General features: G+C 67.5%; 19 protein-coding genes, 1 tRNA gene, 1 other RNA gene and 1 pseudogene. 6 read left to right on the plus strand and 16 right to left on the minus strand.

Going from position 1 to position 16,845, the window contains the following annotated elements:
• Positions 1-222 (plus strand): annotated as a pseudogene (locus E3O46_RS18290) (hypothetical protein); the annotation flags it as partial.
• Between the two features lie 170 nt (positions 223-392).
• Here the strand turns inward: E3O46_RS18290 and E3O46_RS11445 are convergent.
• Positions 393-468 (minus strand) — tRNA-Lys (locus E3O46_RS11445).
• Positions 469-585: 117 nt separating this feature from the next.
• On the opposite strand from E3O46_RS11445, the gene E3O46_RS11450 reads away from it, so the two are divergent.
• Together E3O46_RS11450 and E3O46_RS11455 are read left to right on the plus strand one after the other, a co-directional pair.
• Positions 586-1,464, plus strand: coding sequence for an inositol monophosphatase family protein (locus E3O46_RS11450; protein ID WP_241987398.1), 879 nt, complete (start codon positions 586-588; stop codon positions 1,462-1,464).
• A complete protein-coding gene (locus E3O46_RS11455; protein ID WP_134561730.1) occupies positions 1,464-2,027 on the plus strand; it encodes a septum formation family protein in 564 nt (187 codons plus the stop codon). The genes E3O46_RS11450 and E3O46_RS11455 overlap by 1 nt, the downstream gene beginning before the upstream one ends.
• 18 nt (positions 2,028-2,045) lie before the next feature.
• Here E3O46_RS11455 and E3O46_RS11460 read toward each other — a convergent pair whose 3' ends face one another.
• From E3O46_RS11460 to prfB, 8 genes are all read right to left on the minus strand, one after another.
• A complete protein-coding gene (locus E3O46_RS11460; RefSeq protein WP_134561731.1) occupies positions 2,046-3,770 on the minus strand; it encodes a SulP family inorganic anion transporter in 1,725 nt (574 codons plus the stop codon).
• Between the two features lie 46 nt (positions 3,771-3,816).
• Positions 3,817-4,476: a dihydrofolate reductase family protein gene (locus E3O46_RS11465; RefSeq protein ID WP_134447306.1), complete on the minus strand. Its 660-nt coding sequence runs from the start codon at positions 4,474-4,476 to the stop codon at positions 3,817-3,819.
• Positions 4,477-4,603: 127 nt separating this feature from the next.
• Positions 4,604-4,990, minus strand: a transfer-messenger RNA (tmRNA) gene (gene ssrA / locus E3O46_RS11470).
• Positions 4,991-5,109: 119 nt separating this feature from the next.
• Complete coding sequence (locus E3O46_RS11475; protein WP_134561732.1) at positions 5,110-6,084, minus strand: hypothetical protein; 975 nt, start codon at positions 6,082-6,084, stop codon at positions 5,110-5,112.
• Positions 6,085-6,174: 90 nt separating this feature from the next.
• Positions 6,175-6,651, minus strand: coding sequence for an SsrA-binding protein SmpB (gene smpB, locus E3O46_RS11480; protein ID WP_134447303.1), 477 nt, complete (start codon positions 6,649-6,651; stop codon positions 6,175-6,177).
• Positions 6,652-6,740: 89 nt separating this feature from the next.
• Positions 6,741-7,655, minus strand: coding sequence for a permease-like cell division protein FtsX (ftsX, locus tag E3O46_RS11485; RefSeq protein WP_134447301.1), 915 nt, complete (start codon positions 7,653-7,655; stop codon positions 6,741-6,743).
• Entirely contained in the window at positions 7,652-8,986 is a 1,335-nt protein-coding gene (ftsE, locus tag E3O46_RS11490; protein WP_134561733.1) for a cell division ATP-binding protein FtsE, read from the minus strand. The genes ftsX and ftsE overlap by 4 nt, the downstream gene beginning before the upstream one ends.
• 90 nt (positions 8,987-9,076) lie before the next feature.
• Positions 9,077-10,189 carry a peptide chain release factor 2 gene (prfB, locus tag E3O46_RS11495; RefSeq protein ID WP_134561734.1) on the minus strand — a complete coding sequence of 371 codons (1,113 nt, stop codon included), beginning with the start codon at positions 10,187-10,189 and terminating at the stop codon, positions 9,077-9,079.
• An 85-nt stretch (positions 10,190-10,274) separates the two neighbouring features.
• Here prfB and E3O46_RS11500 point away from each other — a divergent pair, with 85 nt between their 5' ends.
• From E3O46_RS11500 to E3O46_RS11510, 3 genes are read left to right on the plus strand one after another with little or no spacing between them, the layout of a single operon-like run.
• A complete protein-coding gene (locus E3O46_RS11500; protein ID WP_134561735.1) occupies positions 10,275-11,588 on the plus strand; it encodes an MFS transporter in 1,314 nt (437 codons plus the stop codon).
• A 43-nt stretch (positions 11,589-11,631) separates the two neighbouring features.
• On the plus strand, positions 11,632-12,120 hold the full coding sequence (locus E3O46_RS11505; protein WP_134561736.1) for a nitroreductase family deazaflavin-dependent oxidoreductase: 489 nt from the start codon (positions 11,632-11,634) through the stop codon (positions 12,118-12,120).
• A 2-nt stretch (positions 12,121-12,122) separates the two neighbouring features.
• Positions 12,123-12,785: a pentapeptide repeat-containing protein gene (locus tag E3O46_RS11510; protein ID WP_134561737.1), complete on the plus strand. Its 663-nt coding sequence runs from the start codon at positions 12,123-12,125 to the stop codon at positions 12,783-12,785.
• A gap of 83 nt (positions 12,786-12,868) precedes the next feature.
• Here E3O46_RS11510 and E3O46_RS11515 read toward each other — a convergent pair whose 3' ends face one another.
• From E3O46_RS11515 to E3O46_RS11545, 7 genes are all read right to left on the minus strand, one after another.
• Positions 12,869-13,348 (minus strand): ArsR/SmtB family transcription factor, encoded by a 480-nt coding sequence (locus tag E3O46_RS11515; protein ID WP_134561738.1) that lies wholly within the window; start codon positions 13,346-13,348, stop codon positions 12,869-12,871.
• A gap of 104 nt (positions 13,349-13,452) precedes the next feature.
• The gene (locus E3O46_RS11520) at positions 13,453-14,337 is read right to left on the minus strand and encodes an EamA family transporter (RefSeq protein ID WP_134559445.1); all 885 of its coding nucleotides are present in this window, start codon (positions 14,335-14,337) and stop codon (positions 13,453-13,455) included.
• 80 nt (positions 14,338-14,417) lie between these two features.
• On the minus strand, positions 14,418-15,062 hold the full coding sequence (locus E3O46_RS11525; protein ID WP_134559447.1) for a phosphoribosyltransferase: 645 nt from the start codon (positions 15,060-15,062) through the stop codon (positions 14,418-14,420).
• Positions 15,063-15,135: 73 nt separating this feature from the next.
• Positions 15,136-15,633: a pilus assembly protein TadG-related protein gene (locus E3O46_RS11530; protein WP_134561739.1), complete on the minus strand. Its 498-nt coding sequence runs from the start codon at positions 15,631-15,633 to the stop codon at positions 15,136-15,138.
• Positions 15,630-16,025 carry a hypothetical protein gene (locus E3O46_RS11535; protein ID WP_241975381.1) on the minus strand — a complete coding sequence of 132 codons (396 nt, stop codon included), beginning with the start codon at positions 16,023-16,025 and terminating at the stop codon, positions 15,630-15,632. Before E3O46_RS11535 ends, E3O46_RS11530 begins: the two co-directional genes overlap by 4 nt.
• Before the next feature lie 106 nt (positions 16,026-16,131).
• Positions 16,132-16,524, minus strand: coding sequence for a TadE/TadG family type IV pilus assembly protein (locus tag E3O46_RS11540; protein ID WP_134559449.1), 393 nt, complete (start codon positions 16,522-16,524; stop codon positions 16,132-16,134).
• Positions 16,525-16,580: 56 nt separating this feature from the next.
• Positions 16,581-16,766, minus strand: a complete 186-nt coding sequence (locus E3O46_RS11545; RefSeq protein WP_134447281.1) for a hypothetical protein — start codon at positions 16,764-16,766, stop codon at positions 16,581-16,583.
• Positions 16,767-16,845: the final 79 nt, after the last annotated feature.

The following is a 16,845-nucleotide window of genomic DNA, read 5'->3' on the forward strand; positions in this document are numbered from 1 at the left end:
CACCACGCGGTGAAGAGCTACACACGGTGGTCGCCGAAACACCTCGGCGACGGCCGCATCGAATGGACCTCACCCGCCGGGTACAGCTACATCGTCGAACCCTCCGCCGATATGAGACCACCCCGGAAACCCAAACCCGAACCGAAACCACCGGTCCCGATCGTGGACGTCTGGAACCTCGACCCCACACCCGACGACCCCGACGACCCGACACCGTTCTAGAACGCAGGGCGTTGCCCGGCAGGAAGTATTGCTCGTGGCGTGCGGTCGTGAGCCTCAAAGTCATGGTCGAATCTGGCGGACCTGCACATGTCGCAGACATGGCTGAATCTCGATGCAACAAAAAAGGGCCCCGTTCGTGAGAACGGAACCCTTCGCTGATCTGGCTTTACTGGTGCACCCCCCGGGACTTGAACCCGGAACCCACTGATTAAGAGTCAGTTGCTCTGCCAATTGAGCTAGAGGTGCGTATTTGTTTCTCCGGGACGACCCGAAGCGACTCTAGAGAATAACACCGGAAACGTCCCCGGCGCCAATCGAGGCCGCGCACCGGTGAGTCGCGCGGAAATTACTATCCTTGGGAGTGTGACCGACGCGACAATTCCTCCCCGAAACAGTGCCTCCGACGAGGCCTCGACCTACAGCCTCGACGATGACCTGGCCCTCGCCATCGAACTCGCCGATGCCGCGGATGCCATCTCCCGCGACCGCTTCACCGCGATGGACCTCGTCGTCACGACCAAGCCGGACCGCACCCCCGTGACGGACGCCGACCAGGCCGTCGAACGAGCCATCCGCGCCCTCCTCGCGGAACGACGTCCGAACGACGGCATTCTCGGCGAGGAATACGGCACCGCCGGCTCGACCGTGCGCCAGTGGATCATCGACCCGATCGACGGCACCGCCGGTTTCCTGCGCGGCGTGCAGATCTGGGGAACTCTGATCTCCCTTGCTGTCGACGGTATCCCCGTCGTCGGAGTGGTGAGCTCCCCCGCCCTCGGCAAGCGCTGGTGGGCGCGAGCCGGCGCCGGCGCCTGGTCCAGCGACGAGCGCACCCCCGACGCAGCCCCGCGCCGGCTCCAGGTCTCCGGCGTCCCGACCCTCGCCGACGCGTCCCTCAGCTACAACAGCATCCAGCAGTGGGACCAGACCGGCCACCTCGAGGAGCTTGTCGTCCTCTCCCGGTCGGTGTGGCGCACCCGGGCATACGGCGACATGTGGTCGTACATGCTCCTGGCCGAAGGCGTGCTCGATATCGTGGCCGAATTCGACCTCAAGCCATACGACATGTCCGCGCTCGCCCCGATCGTCCAGGAGGCCGGCGGCACCTTCACCTCGGCCGACGGGCTCGAGGGACCCTGGCACGGCAGCTCCCTCGCCACCAACGGGCTGCTGCACGCCGCGACCCTCGAGGTCCTCCGTGCGTCCGCTGCCGGCACCGCCGGCACGGCCCGTCACGGCTGATGCCACCCTCGCGCCCCGGGCCGGTCCGGGTTGCCCCCCTCTCTGCCCGGCGCGCCGTCATCGCGCGAGCCGCGGCCACAGCAGCACTCGCCCTCGGCCTGTCGCTTGCGGTGAGCGGATGCGCCTCCGTCGCCCGTCTCGCCCCCTCGGCCAGTGACGGGGCCGCCTCGCTTGCCGCATCAGCCACGGCCGTGCCGATCGAGGTGTCAAAGGTCGTAGTCGGGGACTGCCTCGACAACGTCGGGGACGCCGATGTGGCATCCGCTGTCACCGTCACGCTGGTGCCGTGTGCCGAAGTGCACGCCTTCGAGGTCTACGCGGGCTTCGACCTGCCGATGGAGTCGTATCCCGGCGAAGACGCTGTCGTCGCGTCGGCCGAAGACGGCTGCGGAACCCGGTTCGAGGCCTTCACCGGCAGCGCCTATGACGGCTCCCAGCTCGATTACAACTACTTCGTTCCGCCGGAGGACGGCTGGACGATCTCCGGCAGCCACCTGGTCTCGTGCCTGATCGACGACCCCGCCGGCCCCGTGACCGGAACCCTCGCCCAGGCCCGCCGTTGATGCCCTGACATCACGAGGTCAGGCGTCACGGTCCCACTGCGTGCCGTCGAGGTCGCCCCGCAGCGTGCCGGTCGCCGCGTCGACGGCGGCGCCGACGGTGTCGGCGAATCGCTCGGGAGGGAACCGTTTGCCGAGGCCGTATCGACGCAGGACGTCTTTCACGGGACCCTTCATCTCCGCGAAAACGAGGGTGGCGCCGCGCTTCTGCAGGAATTCATCCAGTTCGAGCAGTTCGTCGACGGCGGTGGTGTCGATATCGGTGATGGGTTCCGCTGCCAGGATCACGGTGCGCACGTCGGCGCCGGCCGCGCTGACGGTCGCCCGGACGTAGTCGTCGAAGATCCCGCCATTGGCGAAGAAGAGCGGCGCGTCGAAACGCACGATGACGATTCCGGGCAGGCGCTCGCCTTCCGGGTGCCGGGACAGGTCGTGGTAGCCCCGGAGGCCATGAATGCGACCCAGCTCCGCACGATACGGCCGCCAGGCGTGGCCGACGAATTCGCCGAGCGACAAGACGACCGCGACGATGATCCCTTCGATCACTCCGACGACGAGCACGCCGAAGAAGGCAGCGACGGACAAGAAGGCATCGGTCCTGCTCATCCGCACGAGGGCGACGAATCCCGTGATGTCGACGAGCCCCGACGCCGCGACCATCACGACGGCCGCGATCGTGGCGGATGGCAGGAAGTCCGTGAGGCCGGGTGCGAGCAGCATGAACAGAACGAGGAGGACAGCCCCGGCCACTCCGGCGAGTTGAGAGCGCGCCCCGGCGCTCTCAGCGGCGGCAGTACGCGACGACGACGCCGAGATGGGGAACCCGCCGAACAGGCCGGCGAGCAGATTCGAAGCGCCGACCGCCACCATCTCCTGGCTGCCGTCGACGTTGTCCCCGCGGCGCGCGGCGAAGGTGCGGGAGAGCACCGCGGTGTCCGCGAAGGCGATGAGCGCCATCCCGAGCGCGGGAAGGGCCAGGCCGACGACATCCGCCCCCTGCAGGCCGGCGAGGGCGGGTGCCGGAAGGCCGGCGGGGAGAGCGCCGACGACGGGGAGGCCGTCGTGGAGGCCGAGGGCGAACGTCAGCACCATCGAGGCCACGACCGCGACGAGGATCCCAGGGATCCGGCTCTTCGTCCAGACCAGGACGACGATGACACCCAGTGAGCCGATCCCGAACAGCATCGCGGTCGGGTTCACCTGGCCGCCGACGATGCCGGTGACGATGGCGATCGCATCTCGCAGCGGCGATGCCGACGAGAGAGAGAATCCGAGGAGCGGCGGGATCTGCGACAGAATGACGATCACCGCGAGTGCGTTGAGGTAGCCGACCCGGAGCGGCTTGGAAAGCAGGTCGGTCACGAACCCCAGGCGCAGCAATCCGCCCAGGATGAGTACCGCGCCGACCATGATTCCCAGGAGTCCGGCGAGGGCAACGGCACGGGCGCTGTCCCCGGCGGCGAGCGGCAGGATGGCCGCGGCGATGATCGGCGCGAGAGCCGAGTCGGGAGCGAGCACCAGGATCCGGGACGGCCCGACGACGGCGTAGACGAGAAGAGGAACGATCGTGGCGAACAGGCCGGACTCGGGCGGAAGGCCGGCGACCTCGGCATAGCCGATGCCGACCGGGATGAGCAGGGCGGTCAGGATCGCCCCTGCGCGCAGATCGGGCAGCAGCCAGATGCGCCGATAGCCCAGCGCTGTAGCGACGCCTGGCGCCCATTTCCGCAGTCCGGTGTCGGCCATGAGACTCCTCGTCCGAGGTCATCATGCCCCGAAAGCGCGCGGCGGACTACCGAGCCGTGCGACGGGTGAAGACCAGATGGACGACTCCGGACGGAGAAGGGGTCGCCTCGATGTCAAAGCGTTGCTCGAGCCCTTCGAGTCCGTCCCACAGTCGTTCGCCCCGGCCCAGGACGATCGGTACGAGGACGATGTGCATGTGATCGATCAGGTCGGCCTCGAGGAACTGTCGAACCGTGCTGACGCCGCCACCGACCCGGACGTCGCGGTCGCCGGCCAGGGCGCGAGCCTGTTCGAGCGCCGAGACGGGGTCGGAATCAACGAAATGGAAGGTTGTTCCGCCGTCCATCACGAGCATCGGCCGGGGATGGTGCGTCAGCACGACCACGGGGGTGTGGAACACCGGGTTGTCGCCCCACCATCCCTTCCACTCTTCGTCCTCCCAGGGACCACGCACCGGGCCGAACTTGTTGCGGCCCATGATCTCCACGCCGATCCCGGGACCCCAGGCGCTGGCGAACGCATCGTCGACGCCGAAGGATGCCGCAGACTCCCCGTGAAGGCCCATCTCGCGGAAGGTGCGTGTCGCGATCGCCCATTCCAGGAGCCGGGAGCCTGCGTGTCCGAAGGGAGCGTCGAGTTTCTGGCCTTCTCCGGTGCCGAAGCCGTCGAGGGAGACCGAGAAGTTGTGCACGCGGACGAGGGACATGTCATCTCCTGGAGTCGTGGTCGTAGGGAATCACACTATGGTGATTCGACCCACGGGCTCAAGGGGTCACGAGCTCACGACCGACGGTCCGAGACTCGAGGACTCAAGAGCGTGTGATAGGAACCGATGGTGGAGATGGGGGGAATTGAACCCCCGTCCACTGCTGTGGTCATATGCCTTCTACGGGTGTATCCAGTGAAGTCGTTCTACTCGGCTCCGGAATTTGCCACTGTCAGCTAATCCGACGAGCCCAGCCCTCGTTTAAGTCCCCCTACACCCCGCGGCTCAGAGTAGGAGCAATCTCTCTAAATGACGTCAGGGTCCGGGTAGAGAGCATTCCCGGCCTGACGGACTCTCTAGTTGCTTTACTTAGGCCGCGAGGGCGTAAGCAGAAGCAGAGTCAGTGCGGTTTGTTTTGGCACTTATTGTTTTGCAGGGAGCGTTAACGAGTTAACCCTGCATCCTCGACCCGCTTCTCACAATTGCGCAGGCAATGTCGAAACCGATCATCCCCATGAGCACTCGTCGCCATTGTTCGGCGCCACCGACGTACGGCGGAATGAGTGGGTCCTGTCACACGCTGTTGAGTTGTCAATACTGCACTCGTTCTTTTCGAACTGATCGTGCAGCCCTTCAGTCTACAACACTTCTGCCGGAATGCGGGGCGACGGCCAGCAGGACGCGCTCGGCCTCGGAGTCGCCGGGAACGATCACATCGATGCGCGCAGCACCAGACCGGACCGTGACGATACTCGCCTCGGCGTAACGCGGATGCCGCTGCACGGTGACCGACTCCAACCGCGCCAGGAACACGATCAGCCGGGAGCTCGACAATTCGGACCGATCGGCCAGACCGAACCAGTCGCGACGGGACAGCACTTGAACCTCCGCGTCGGTCCCGCAGACGATGGCGCCGTGCAGCACAGTCGGACGGAACAGGTTCAACACCCGCGCCATGAAGCCGCCGGTCGCCCGAACCCGCTCACGCGGATGCGCGGCGTAGAGGTGGAGTTCCGGCTCGCGATCCCGCAGATTCGTCCAGTCCGCCATCAGGTCCGCGTCGGTTGCCCGGAATACGGCAGAGTTGAGGACGGCATTGGGCCGCCGGTCGATGGCGGGGCCGACCGGGAAAGTCAGCATCGAAGCAGCGGCCGTTGCGGCGTCGTGTGAGCCCAACGTCACTCCCGAGCCCAGCGACACGTCACGGAGCATGTCGACGAATCCGCTGACGACCTCGCGCGAGGAGCCGTTGTAGCCGACCTGGAGCACGCTGCCGTCCCGGGAGCACACCCGAAGGCGCCCGTCGGTGAGGTCGACGCTGTCCTCGATGGCAACGACGGCGTCGTAGGGCAGAGTCGAGCCGGCGTATGCCGAACCTGTCCTGCTCAGCACGGTGAGGGCGTCGCTCCCCGCGATGATCAGGTGGTCATAGAGGTCCATGGTCGGATCCGCGTCCCGGCGCGGGATGTTCCGCGGCACCTTGAGCACGAGCCGCTCCGACGTGGGATCGCACCCGAAGTCGCGAAACAGCCGCGGGACCTCATCCAGTGTCCGCACCGCGTCCACCCAGGGGCCGAAGGCGTTGTATTCCGCGTCCGCTGTACTCATTGCCTTCATCGTAACGCCCCGCATCCGCCGCATCGACGCGTGCGGATGCCGTCGCCCGCTCGTCCGACGGGCGGGCGATTCAACCGGGTGTCAGTCGCCGAGGTGCTTGCGCGCGGACATCGCGCGGTCGGACTCGCGCTTGTCCTGGCGCTCACGGAGCGTCTGGCGCTTGTCGTATTCCTTCTTGCCCTTGGCGACGGCGATCTCGACCTTGGCCTTGCCGTTGCTGAAGTAGATCCGCAGGGGAACGAGCGTGTAGCCGCCCTCCTTGGTCTTGTGGCTGATCTTGATGATCTCCTGCTTGTGCAGCAGCAGTTTGCGTTTGCGCCGCGGCGGGTGGTTCGTCCAGGTACCGGCCATGTATTCCTGGATGTGCACGGCGTCGAGCCAGGCTTCGCCGCCCTCGATGAAGGCATAGCCGTCGACGAGCGAGGCGCGGCCGGCGCGCAGGGATTTCACCTCGGTCCCGGTGAGCACCATTCCGGCCTCGTACGTCTCCTCGATGAGGTAGTCGTGGCGTGCCTTGCGATTGGTCGAGACGACCTTTTCGCCGATTTCCCTGGGCACGGGTTACTCCTCAACGTCGGTGGGTGGGCAGACCGGTACCGGCCAGCCCACCAGTCTAGCTCTCGGCCTCGAGCCGTTCGGACGAACGGCTAGACCTTCAGGTAGCGGGTGATGGCGAAGTTGGCGGAGAAGGCCGCGAGTACCGCGCCGACCACCAGCAGGATCGGCACGACGAGGAGCGCATCCTGCATGCCCACAAGCGAGAAGCCTGTCAGCCGGGAACCGAGGAAGCCCTGGACGAACCATTGCACGAGGGCAAGGACCGCACCACCTGCCAGAAGGGATCCCAGCAGCGCCGCAAAGACGCCCTCGAGGATGAACGGCGTCTGGATGAACCGGTTCGATGCACCGACGAGTCTCATGATGCCGAGCTCACGCCGCCTCGAGAAGGCCGACAGCCGGATGGTGGTGGCGATCAGCAACGCTGCAGCCACGAGCATGAGCGAGGCGATGCCGATCGCCGTGTAGCTCGCCGCATTGAGCACGGAGAAGATCTGGTCGAGGTACTTGCGCTGGTCCGCGACGTTCTCGACCCCGGCCACGCCGGACAGGCTCTCCACGAGCACGTCCGATTGGGACGGGTCCTTGAGGTTCACCCAGAAGGTCTGGTTCAGTTGCTCCGGAGTCACATAGTCGGCGACCGGGTTGCCTGCGAACTGCTTCTTGAAGTTCTCGAAGGCCTGTTCATGCGTCTCGAAATAGTACTTGTCCACGAACGGCGAGAGCGTCGGCGACTCGAGCTGGGCCTTGACGGCGTCGATCTGACCCTGGCTCGCCTCTCCCCCGGTGCAGGTCTCCCCCGGTGAGATCGCGGTGCACATGTAGATTCCGACCTGGGCGCGGTCGTACCAGAAGTTCTTCATCTGGCCGATCTGCATCTGCATCAGGATCGCAGCGCCGACGAAGGTCAGCGAGATGAAGGTCACGAGCACGACAGAGACAACCATCGAGGCATTGCGACGCAGGCCGTTGGCGGCTTCGGAGAGCACCAGTCCGAGTCTCATCGGGTGGGTCCCACATTCTGTTCGCCGGTCTGGTCTGGTTTTTCGCCGGGAGCACGAAGCCCCAGCCTCTCGGCCAGGGTGAGCTGGTCGAGAACGTCGTCCTGGGTAGGTGCCATCGGACGCGACATGTACTTCGGTTGCTCGGCAGCACCCGCATCTGACGGGGAATCGTCTGCACCGGTCCCGGTTGGCGTCGTCGCGGCATCCGCCTGCGGCTCGCGGCCGGGCAGGAAGATCGCCGAGGTCAGCGGGAGGGGCATACCGGAATCTGAGGCAATAGCCATGGCCTGCTCGCCGAACGGCTGCGGAATGGCGGCGGGCGGCGTGGCCGGGGCCGCAGCGTCTGCGCCCGTCTCGGCGAGGGCGCCCGCACGAGCCGGGGCGTCGGGGACGATGACGACCGGCGTGATGGGTGCAGCAGGAACGGGAACGGCTGCTGGCACGAGCGGCGCGGGCACGGGTGCGGAGGGGTGGGTGAGGGCAGGAGTGGCCGGGGCCATCGGGTTCGCCTGGTTTGCCTGGTTCGCCGGGTTCGCCGGGGCGAACACCGACGGCAGTGCGCTCGGCGCAAGTGCTGACACGGTGTGCTGCGGGTCGATGGCCGGCTTCCGGTGCAGGCCAGCTCCGAGCGGAATGATCGGGATGCCTGCGGTCGCGTAACCACCCTGGCGTTCGTCGCGCACGATCTTGCCGCCGGAGAGCTCGATGACCCGGCGCTGCATCTGGTCGACGATGCCGGCCTCGTGCGTGGCCATGACCACGGTCGTGCCGCCCGCGTTGATGCGCTCGAGCAGGGCCATGATGCCCGCGCTCGTGGTGGGGTCGAGGTTTCCGGTCGGCTCGTCGGCGAGAAGCACCTGGGGCTTGTTGACGATGGCTCGCGCGATCGCGACCCGCTGCTGCTCACCGCCGGAGAGTTCGTGGGGCAGCCGGAGCGCCTTCTCGGCGAGTCCGACCATCTTGAGCGTGTCAGGAACGGCCTCCTGGATGAAGCCGCGCGACTTGCCGATCACCTGCAGGCTGAAGGCGACGTTCTCGAACACGCTCTTGTTCGGCAACAGCCGGAAGTCCTGGAAGACGACTCCTAGGTTGCGCCGGAAGTACGGGACTTTGCGGTTCGAGATCGACCGCAGGTCCTGTCCGAGCACGTGGATGCGCCCGCTCGTGGGCTTATCCTCCTTGAGGATCAGCCGCAGGCAGGTTGACTTACCCGAACCGGATGCACCGACGAGGAAGACGAACTCGCCGCGCAGAACCTCGACGTTGATGTCGTCGAGAGCCGGTCGGGTCGTTCCCGGATATTTCTTAGTGATGCTGTCAAAACGGATCATGGCCCCTTGAGCCTAGGCAGGCATCCTGTGTTTTGCCAGTTCGACATACCGGCAAGCTTTTCCTCACAGGCAGGAACCGCCGAATTGGGCTCAATCCTGCGGTGCCTGCTTCCGCCAGCGGATGCCGGCGGCGATGAAACCGTCGAGGTCGCCGTCGAAGACCTGGGTGGGATTGTTGACCTCATAGTTGGTGCGGAGGTCCTTGACCATTTGGTACGGGGCGAGCACGTAGCTGCGCATCTGGTCGCCCCAGCTCGCCGTGATGACGCCGGCGAATTCCTTCTTGGTCGCGGCTTCCTGCTCGCGCTGGATCAGCAACAGCCGGGACTGCAGCACCCGCATGGCGGCCGCGCGGTTCTGGATCTGGCTCTTCTCGTTCTGGCAGCTCACCACCGTGCCGGTCGGGAGGTGGGTGATCCGGACGGCGGAGTCCGTCGTGTTGACGGACTGGCCGCCGGGTCCGCTCGACCGGAACACGTCCACGCGGATGTCGGTGTCCGGGATCTCGATCAACTCGGTCTGCTCGATGAGCGGCACGACCTCGACGGCGGCGAAAGAGGTCTGGCGCTTGCCCGCGGAGTTGAACGGGCTCATCCGCACGAGCCGGTGGGTGCCGGCCTCGACGCTCAGCGTGCCGAAGGCATACGGCGAATCGATCTGCAGGGTCGCGGACTTGATGCCGGCCTCTTCCGCGTATCCGACGTCCAGCACCGTCACCGGGTAGTCGTGCTGTTCGGCCCAGCGCAGGTACATCCGCATCAGCATCTCGGCGAAGTCGGCGGCGTCGACGCCACCGGCGCCCGAGCGGATGGTCATCACGGCGGGTCGTTCGTCGAATTCGCCGTTGAGAAGGGTGTGCACTTCGAGTTCGCCGAGCACCTTCTGCAGGCTCGCGAGCTCTGCGGTGGCTTCCTCGGCCGACTCCTCGTCGCCCTCGCCGTCGTTGGCCATCTCCACGAGGACTTCGAGGTCGTCGAGCCGGGACTCGATGCTCTCGATGCGCGCGAGCTCCGACTGGCGGTGGCTGAGGTCGCTCGTGACCTTCTGGGCGTGCTCCGAGTCGTCCCACAGGTCGGGGGCGCCGGCCTGGTCGTTCAGGTCGGCGATGTCGGTGCGCAGTTGATCGATGTCGATCACGGCCCGAATGTCGCCGAAGGTGGCCCGCAATGCGGCGATCTGCTCCGAAATGTCCAGCTCAATCATTTGCTGCCCAGCCTACCCGGCGTCGCAGGTCCCGGGCTGGTGCCCGCCCGGGCGCGGCTGCGCACCCGGGTAGCATCGAGGAGTCATGACAAGCACCGAACGCCCCTTCAGCCTGCGCTCGGTGGCCCTTGCCGCCTTCCTGCCGACGTTCCTCTTCTCCGTCGGTGAGGGTGCGATCATCCCGCTGATCCCGATCGTGGCCAACAACCTCGGGGCGTCACTCGCCATGGCCGGGTTCATCGCCGCGATGATCATGGTCGGCGAGCTCATCGGCGACATCCCGAGCGGCTGGGTCGTCTCCCGGATCGGCGAGCGCAACGCGATGATCTGGGCATCGTTCCTCGCGATCATCGCGATCCTCGTCTGCCTGGTCGCCCCGAACCCGCTCGTGCTGGGCGTCGGGATCTTCATCGTCGGCCTCGCGACGGCGATCTTCTCCCTCGCCAGGCACGCCTTCATGACGAGCTACGTGCCGGTCGCCTACCGGGCGCGTGCGCTGTCGACCCTCGGCGGGATCTTCCGCGGCGGCTGGTTCGTCGGCCCCTTCATCGCGACCGCCGTCATCCGCTTCACCGGGGGCACCCAGGCCGTGTTCTGGGTGTTCGTCGTCGCGTGCCTCGGCGCGGCCCTCGTGCTCCTGCTGCTGCCGGACCCCGCGAGCACCTTCGGCACTCCCGAACTCGCGACGTCGCCGGATGGAACCGTGCGCCCGGCCGGCCAGGAACTCGCGGAGGAGGAGAGCCAGGGCCTGTTCCAGACCATCTGGAGCTTCCGCGGCGTCCTCATCCGGCTCGGCACCGGCGCGGGCCTCGTCGGCGCGATGCGGTCCGCGCGCGCCGTCCTCATCCCGCTCTGGGCCGTCAGCATCGGCATCAGCGAGCCGGACATCGCGCTCATCATCGGCATCGCCGGCGGCATCGACTTCGCCCTGTTCTACGCGAGCGGCCAGATCATGGACCGTTACGGTCGCATGTGGAGCGCGCTCCCCTCGATGATCGGCCTCGGCCTCGGCCTCCTCGTCCTCGCGTTCACGCATGACCTGTCCACCAACGTGCAGTGGCTCATCGGTGTCGCGATGTTCCTGTCGGTCGCGAACGGGATCGGCAGCGGAATCCTGATGACTCTCGGCGCCGACCTGGCCCCCAAGGACAACCCGGCACCGTTCCTCGGGGCGTGGCGGTTCACCGGCGACTTCGGCAGCGCCGTCGCCCCCGTCGCGGTCGCCGGGCTCACGATCGTGTCGATCTCCCTCGCGAGCGGCGTGATGGGCGCCTTCGGGCTGATCGGCGCCGTGTTGCTCGGCCGGTACATTCCGCGCTACGTGCCCCGCCGCCCCCGGCCCGGAACCAAGCCCGGACCAGCGTCGGGGACCCCCGGAACGCTGCCCGGCCGGGAATGACCGATGTGGAATGTTCCCCAGTGCAGTGACGTTTAATGGTGTCATGCCTCTCATCGGAGAATATGAACCCAGCCCACAGCAGTGGGTCCGCGACCAGGTCGCCCTCTACGAGAGCTCCGGCGGCGAGCAGGGCACCACGATGCGCGGCATGCCCGTCATCGTCCTGACCACGCTCGGTGCGAAGTCCGGCAAGATCCGCAAGGCCCCGCTGATGCGCGTCGAGCACGACGGCAGCTACGCGGCCATCGCCTCGCTCGGCGGCGCACCACGGAACCCGGTCTGGTACGCCAACGTCGTCGCCCACCCCGAGGTCGAGCTGCAGGACGGCACCCGGAAATGGGACATGGTCGCCCGTGAGGTCACCGGCGACGAACGCGCCGCGTGGTGGGAGCGCGCCGTCGCGGCGTATCCCGACTATGCCGACTACCAGGTCAAGACCGAACGGATCATCCCCGTCTTCGTACTCGAGCCCCTCACCACAGAGCCCGTCTCCGCCGTTCAGAGCCCCACCGTACCCACGGCGCAGGGCTGAGCGTGGCGCGCGCCCGCTCCGGCACCAGACCTCCCCTTCTCGACCCGATCCGCCTCGACGACCTCACGGACGCCGATGGCTCAGAACTCGTCTCTGGCGCCGACGTCGAGGCGCAGCGTTTCAGCGACTGCGACTTCGACGGACGGGACCTCACCGGGGTCGCCTTCCGCGAATGCGAATTCCACACGGTGTCGCTGAACGATGCGAAACTGCGCGGCGCGACCCTCTCGGAGTGCGTCGCGGGCGAACTGCACGCGGCCATCTTCAGCGCACCCCGCTCGGTCTGGCGCGACGTGCGCGTCGAGCACTCCCGCCTCGGCTCGGTCGAACTCTACGAGTCGAGCCTCCGGTCCGTGCAGTTCGACGGCAGCAAGCTCGACTTCGTCAATCTGCGCAATGCCCAGCTGCACGATGTCCTGCTGAGCAATTGCATCATCGAGGAGCTCGACCTCGGCAGCGCGACGGTGCAGCGCCTCGAGCTCCGGGGCTGCCGGATCGGCACTCTCGACGTGACGAGGGCCACGCTCAAGGACGTCGACCTGCGCGGAAGCGATTTCAGCGTGATCCGTGGTCTCGAGGGTCTCCGCGGAGCCACGATCGACGACCCCCAGCTGAGCCTCCTCGCCCCGATCATGGCGGATCACCTGGGCATCATCGTCGAGTAGCGGCGTCGAGTAGCGGCGTCGAGTAGCGGCGTCGCGGCGCGTTACTGCCCCTACGCGCAACGTCTCGCCGGTCCGGTGCGGGCTCAGGGCTTCCGCGCACCGCCCGATTTTGCCCGCTTCCGGAGTTTCCCGGCCTTCGACTTTGCGGACTTCTTGTGCGGCTTCGGGGACTTCGGGGACTTCGCTCGTCGAGGAGAAGCGGACGGGACCCCAGAGGGCCGGGATGCGGCCTGCGCGTCGCTCGGGTCGGCACCCGCTGCAACCGTCGTCAACACCGAATCGGCGAGCGGATCGCTCTCCCCTGTCGCAGCCCGGCGATACCCCTGCAGCCAGGCGTCGAGCTCGTCGAACGCGGTGGATGCGAGCGAGTAGATGCGTTGCTGGGCGCGGGGCTCCACGGTGACGAAGCCCGCCTCGCGCAGGGTGCGCAGATGCCGGGAGGTTCCGGGCTGGCTGAGGCCCAGGTGCGCCGCGAGCTGTCCGGTGCTGCGCACGCCGAGCCGCAGCTCGGCAAGGATCAATCGACGATTCGGGTCGACAAGGACATCGAACGCGGTTTGCATACCCCCGGCATGGGTATCTTTCGGCGAACTGCCCATGGTCTGCATTGCTTTAGTATGCCTTCGGCTTATATAACCGTCAAGCTCATATAAGCGCCGGTCCTGGACTACGGGATGGCGCCCGCTGTCGCCTCCAGGTCGGAGATCGGGCGGTCGCGCTGGGTCGCGATCGCGGCGCCCGCGGCCACGCAGACCACGACGATCGCGATCTGCTGCTGGAGCAGCAGAGTCTCCCCGAGCACGAGCACACCGAATATCGCCGCGATGACCGGTCCGAAGCTCGTGATGATCGCGTAGAGGCGCGGGGTGATCCGGCGCAGGATGTACGTGTCGAGCACGTACGGGAATGCAGAGGAGAGCACCCCGATCGCGAGCAGCAGCCCGAGCACACCCCAGTCGAGCCGGGTGTAGTCGACGGTGAGGAGCGCAAACGGCACGAGCAGGGTGAGACTGACGACGCTCGCGACCGAGATGCCCTCGAGGCCGGGGAAGGTCACGGCGACCCGTCGGGTCAGCAGGATGTACCCGGCCCACGCCGCCGCCGCGACGAGGGCGTAGAACAGGCCGAGCAGGTTGATCTCTCCGGAGGACCAGGTCAGCAGGAAGACTCCCCCGGCCGCCGTGGTCGCGCAGATGAAGTCGAGCGGTCGCCGCGAGGTGAAGAGGGCGAGGGAGAACGGGCCCAGGAATTCGATCGTCGCAGCGATGCCGAGCCCGAGCAGGTGCACCGCCTCGTAGAAGGCGAGGTTCATCACGGCGAGGTCAAGTCCGAGAAGGAGCGCGGGCCAGAGCAGCCGCCACGTCAGGGTCGACAGCTTCGGTCGGTAGAACGGCAGGACCGCGCAGGCCATCACGATCTGCCTGGCCGCGACGACGACGGGGGAACCGACGATCGGGATCGCGAGTCCGGCGAGCGAGGAGCCGTAGTTGATGCTGACCTCGGTGACGAGCTGGGCACCGGCCCCCGCCAGCCGTTTGGATTTCGCCGTCACGCCGGGCGCCCCTGTCTCGTTCACGATGTCGTGCCGCGCGGATCGCGCTCGAATTCGAGGCTAGCGGGTGACGGGACGGTTCAAGGCCCGGCCCACGCCTCGGCCAGGAGTGTGACCGTTTCGTCATCGGAGAGCTGGTGGAAGTCGACGTAGAACTGGCCGATCGCCCAGAACTGCTCGGGGGTCTGCACCACGACGACGTCGTCCGCGAGCCCGCGCATCTCCTCGACGACATCGGCCGGGGCGACGGGCACCGCAAGGACGATACGGGCGGCGCCCTGGCGCTTCACTGCGGCGAGGGCCGCCTTGGCCGTCGCTCCCGTGGCCAGCCCGTCGTCCACGACCACGACGACCCGTCCGTCTGGGTTCACCCGGGGACGGTCTCCGAGATAGGCGGCGCGCCGCCGCTCGATCTCGGTGAGCTCCCGGCGCCTGGCCCGGCCGAGTCCCGCGGCGTCGGCCCCGGTCTCGACGAAGACGTCCTCGTTGACGATCATCTGGGCGTCTGCCCCGTCCACGACGGCGCCCATCGCGACCTCGGGGAATCCGGGTGCACCGAGCTTGCGCACGAGGATCAGGTCGAGGGGAGCGTGCAGGCGCCGGGCGACCTCGAGGGCGACCGGCACTCCGCCGCGTGGCAGCGCATAGACGACGGGGTCGGTGAGGTCCAGCTCGGCGACGAGCTCGGCGAGCAAGCGGCCGGCGTCGCGGCGATCGGTGAACATGGGGCCTCCCGGTTCCTCCCGGTTCCTCCCGGACTCTCCCGGTTCGCTGTGGAGAGTAGCCCCGCGTGCGCCTCTACCGGAAGACCGAGCGGGCGACGGCCGACACCTCGAGGGGAACACCCGCCGGCAGCACGAGGGTGAGGATGGGCGGGCGCCAGTACGCACTCAGGGACACCGTCGCACTCTGACCGTCTGCGGATGCCGCCCGGCTCACGACCAGTTCCTCGAGGGTGGGGTGCGGGGCCGCCGCGAGGTAGGCATCCGCTGCCGTGCGTACCGCACCGGAATCGAGTTCGGTGCGCAGCGGGACCGCCGAACCATCCGGAGCGATGGTGACCGCGTCCAGGGTGTACGCCTCAGCAGCGGCGAGCGCGGCACCGTCCGCGAGGGTGAGCAGGCGTTTCCGCTCGAGGTAGAGGGACGATGCGGCCACGACCAGGAGGATCACGACGAGCGCGAGAAAGCCGTAGAAGATGGTGAGCAGGAGGGTGGAACCGGTGTCGTCCGACAGGTCGTCCGGCCTGTCGGCGGCTCGCACCTCGGGCGCCCGGCGTCGTGGTCGCACGGTCATGGTCCGGTCCCCGGCTGCCAGAATCGGGACACGGTCTGGGTCGCGTTCGACTCGAGGGGCACGCTCGCCGTCCCGGCCAGCCCAAGCACGTCCGGTACAAGGGGCAGGGACACCCGCAGGCGCACGGTGACCGTCACTGCGGTGCGGCGTTTCAGGCATCCGCCGGCCGCGGCCGCGCAGTCGATCGACACCTGCGCGTCCCCGGCCGGAAGGCCGTAGTCGGCGAGGGCGAAGTCGACCGCGCGCTGAGCGCGCTCCGCCGCGACTGCCTCGCTCGGCGCGCGCACATAGACCCGGGCGGCCTGCCGGGCGGCGCCCTCCACGGCGAGCGCGCCGCCCTGAAGCACGGACATGGCGAGCACGAGGTAGACGAGCGGCACAAGGAGAATCATGCCCGTCGTGATGAATTCGAGGGACGCTGACCCGTGGTCAGAGCGCAGTCGGCGGGAGATTCGTTTCACAAAACCGGCGGGGGCTGAATGACGGGTGGCGTCTGCCTCAGTCCGAGCCTTCGACGACGGCACGCCCGATCACCTCCAGGCTCCGATCGGGGCCGAGCAACCCGAGCAGCGGAAGCGGGGCGACCACCCGCATCCGCACGGTTGGGAAGCCTCTGTCACTCGCGTAGGTCGCGGTCACGTCGGTCGCGAAGGCGGGACCGAGCGCGGCCACGATCAGGTCCCGGGTGCGCGCGGTGCCGGCATCGAGGCCGGTGTCGGCGAGCGAACCGTAACGTGCGCCCTCGGCGGCGGCATCGAGCACGGTGTTGCGCACGTGCAGCGCGAGTGCGAGTTGAAGCACGGTCAGGGTCAGCACCGTCAGCAGTGCCGCGACGAGCACGAACTCGGCCGGCGAGGAGCCGCGGTCGGCACCGAAATCGAGGCGCAGCATCCCTCGCCGACCGCCGGTCTGCGGCGCGACGCCGTGCGCCGGGCGGGCCGAACCCGTCAGAGTCCGCTCACCCGGTTGATCGCCTGTTGGAAGATGCCGCTCAGCGCCGGCCCGGCGAGACCCCAGATCACGATCACCAGCCCGGCGGTCATCAGCGTGATCAGGACCCAGCCGGGCACGTCCCCGGTGTCGTCGTGCCTCGCCGTCCACTGCCTGCGGATGCGCCGCGTCAGGGTATGCATGTTCGTCTCCTCTTCTCGGTGGTCGTCGTGTCGGTGCTTGTCGTGCAGGTGGTGAGGGTGCCAGGGTGCGGTCCATATA

The organism is Cryobacterium glucosi, assembly GCF_004402235.1.
In the GTDB taxonomy this organism is placed as follows: Bacteria; Actinomycetota; Actinomycetes; order Actinomycetales; family Microbacteriaceae; genus Cryobacterium; species Cryobacterium glucosi.

Excerpts from the sequence above, each read along its gene's own strand:
- E3O46_RS11455 (WP_134561730.1), top strand. The coding sequence starts at position 1,464 with ATGCCACCCTCGCGCCCCGGGCCGGTCCGGGTTGCCCCCCTCTCTGCC.
- E3O46_RS11460 (WP_134561731.1), bottom strand. The coding sequence starts at position 3,770 with ATGGCCGACACCGGACTGCGGAAATGGGCGCCAGGCGTCGCTACAGCG.
- E3O46_RS11465 (WP_134447306.1), bottom strand. The coding sequence starts at position 4,476 with ATGTCCCTCGTCCGCGTGCACAACTTCTCGGTCTCCCTCGACGGCTTC.
- E3O46_RS11475 (WP_134561732.1), bottom strand. The coding sequence starts at position 6,084 with ATGAGTACAGCGGACGCGGAATACAACGCCTTCGGCCCCTGGGTGGAC.
- ftsX (WP_134447301.1), bottom strand. The coding sequence starts at position 7,655 with ATGAGACTCGGACTGGTGCTCTCCGAAGCCGCCAACGGCCTGCGTCGC.
- ftsE (WP_134561733.1), bottom strand. The coding sequence starts at position 8,986 with ATGATCCGTTTTGACAGCATCACTAAGAAATATCCGGGAACGACCCGA.
- prfB (WP_134561734.1), bottom strand. The coding sequence starts at position 10,189 with ATGATTGAGCTGGACATTTCGGAGCAGATCGCCGCATTGCGGGCCACC.
- E3O46_RS11500 (WP_134561735.1), top strand. The coding sequence starts at position 10,275 with ATGACAAGCACCGAACGCCCCTTCAGCCTGCGCTCGGTGGCCCTTGCC.
- E3O46_RS11505 (WP_134561736.1), top strand. The coding sequence starts at position 11,632 with ATGCCTCTCATCGGAGAATATGAACCCAGCCCACAGCAGTGGGTCCGC.
- E3O46_RS11515 (WP_134561738.1), bottom strand. The coding sequence starts at position 13,348 with ATGCAAACCGCGTTCGATGTCCTTGTCGACCCGAATCGTCGATTGATC.
- E3O46_RS11525 (WP_134559447.1), bottom strand. The coding sequence starts at position 15,062 with ATGTTCACCGATCGCCGCGACGCCGGCCGCTTGCTCGCCGAGCTCGTC.
- E3O46_RS11530 (WP_134561739.1), bottom strand. The coding sequence starts at position 15,633 with ATGACCGTGCGACCACGACGCCGGGCGCCCGAGGTGCGAGCCGCCGAC.
- E3O46_RS11535 (WP_241975381.1), bottom strand. The coding sequence starts at position 16,025 with ATGATTCTCCTTGTGCCGCTCGTCTACCTCGTGCTCGCCATGTCCGTG.
- E3O46_RS11540 (WP_134559449.1), bottom strand. The coding sequence starts at position 16,524 with ATGCTGCGCCTCGATTTCGGTGCCGACCGCGGCTCCTCGCCGGCCGAG.
- E3O46_RS11545 (WP_134447281.1), bottom strand. The coding sequence starts at position 16,766 with ATGCATACCCTGACGCGGCGCATCCGCAGGCAGTGGACGGCGAGGCAC.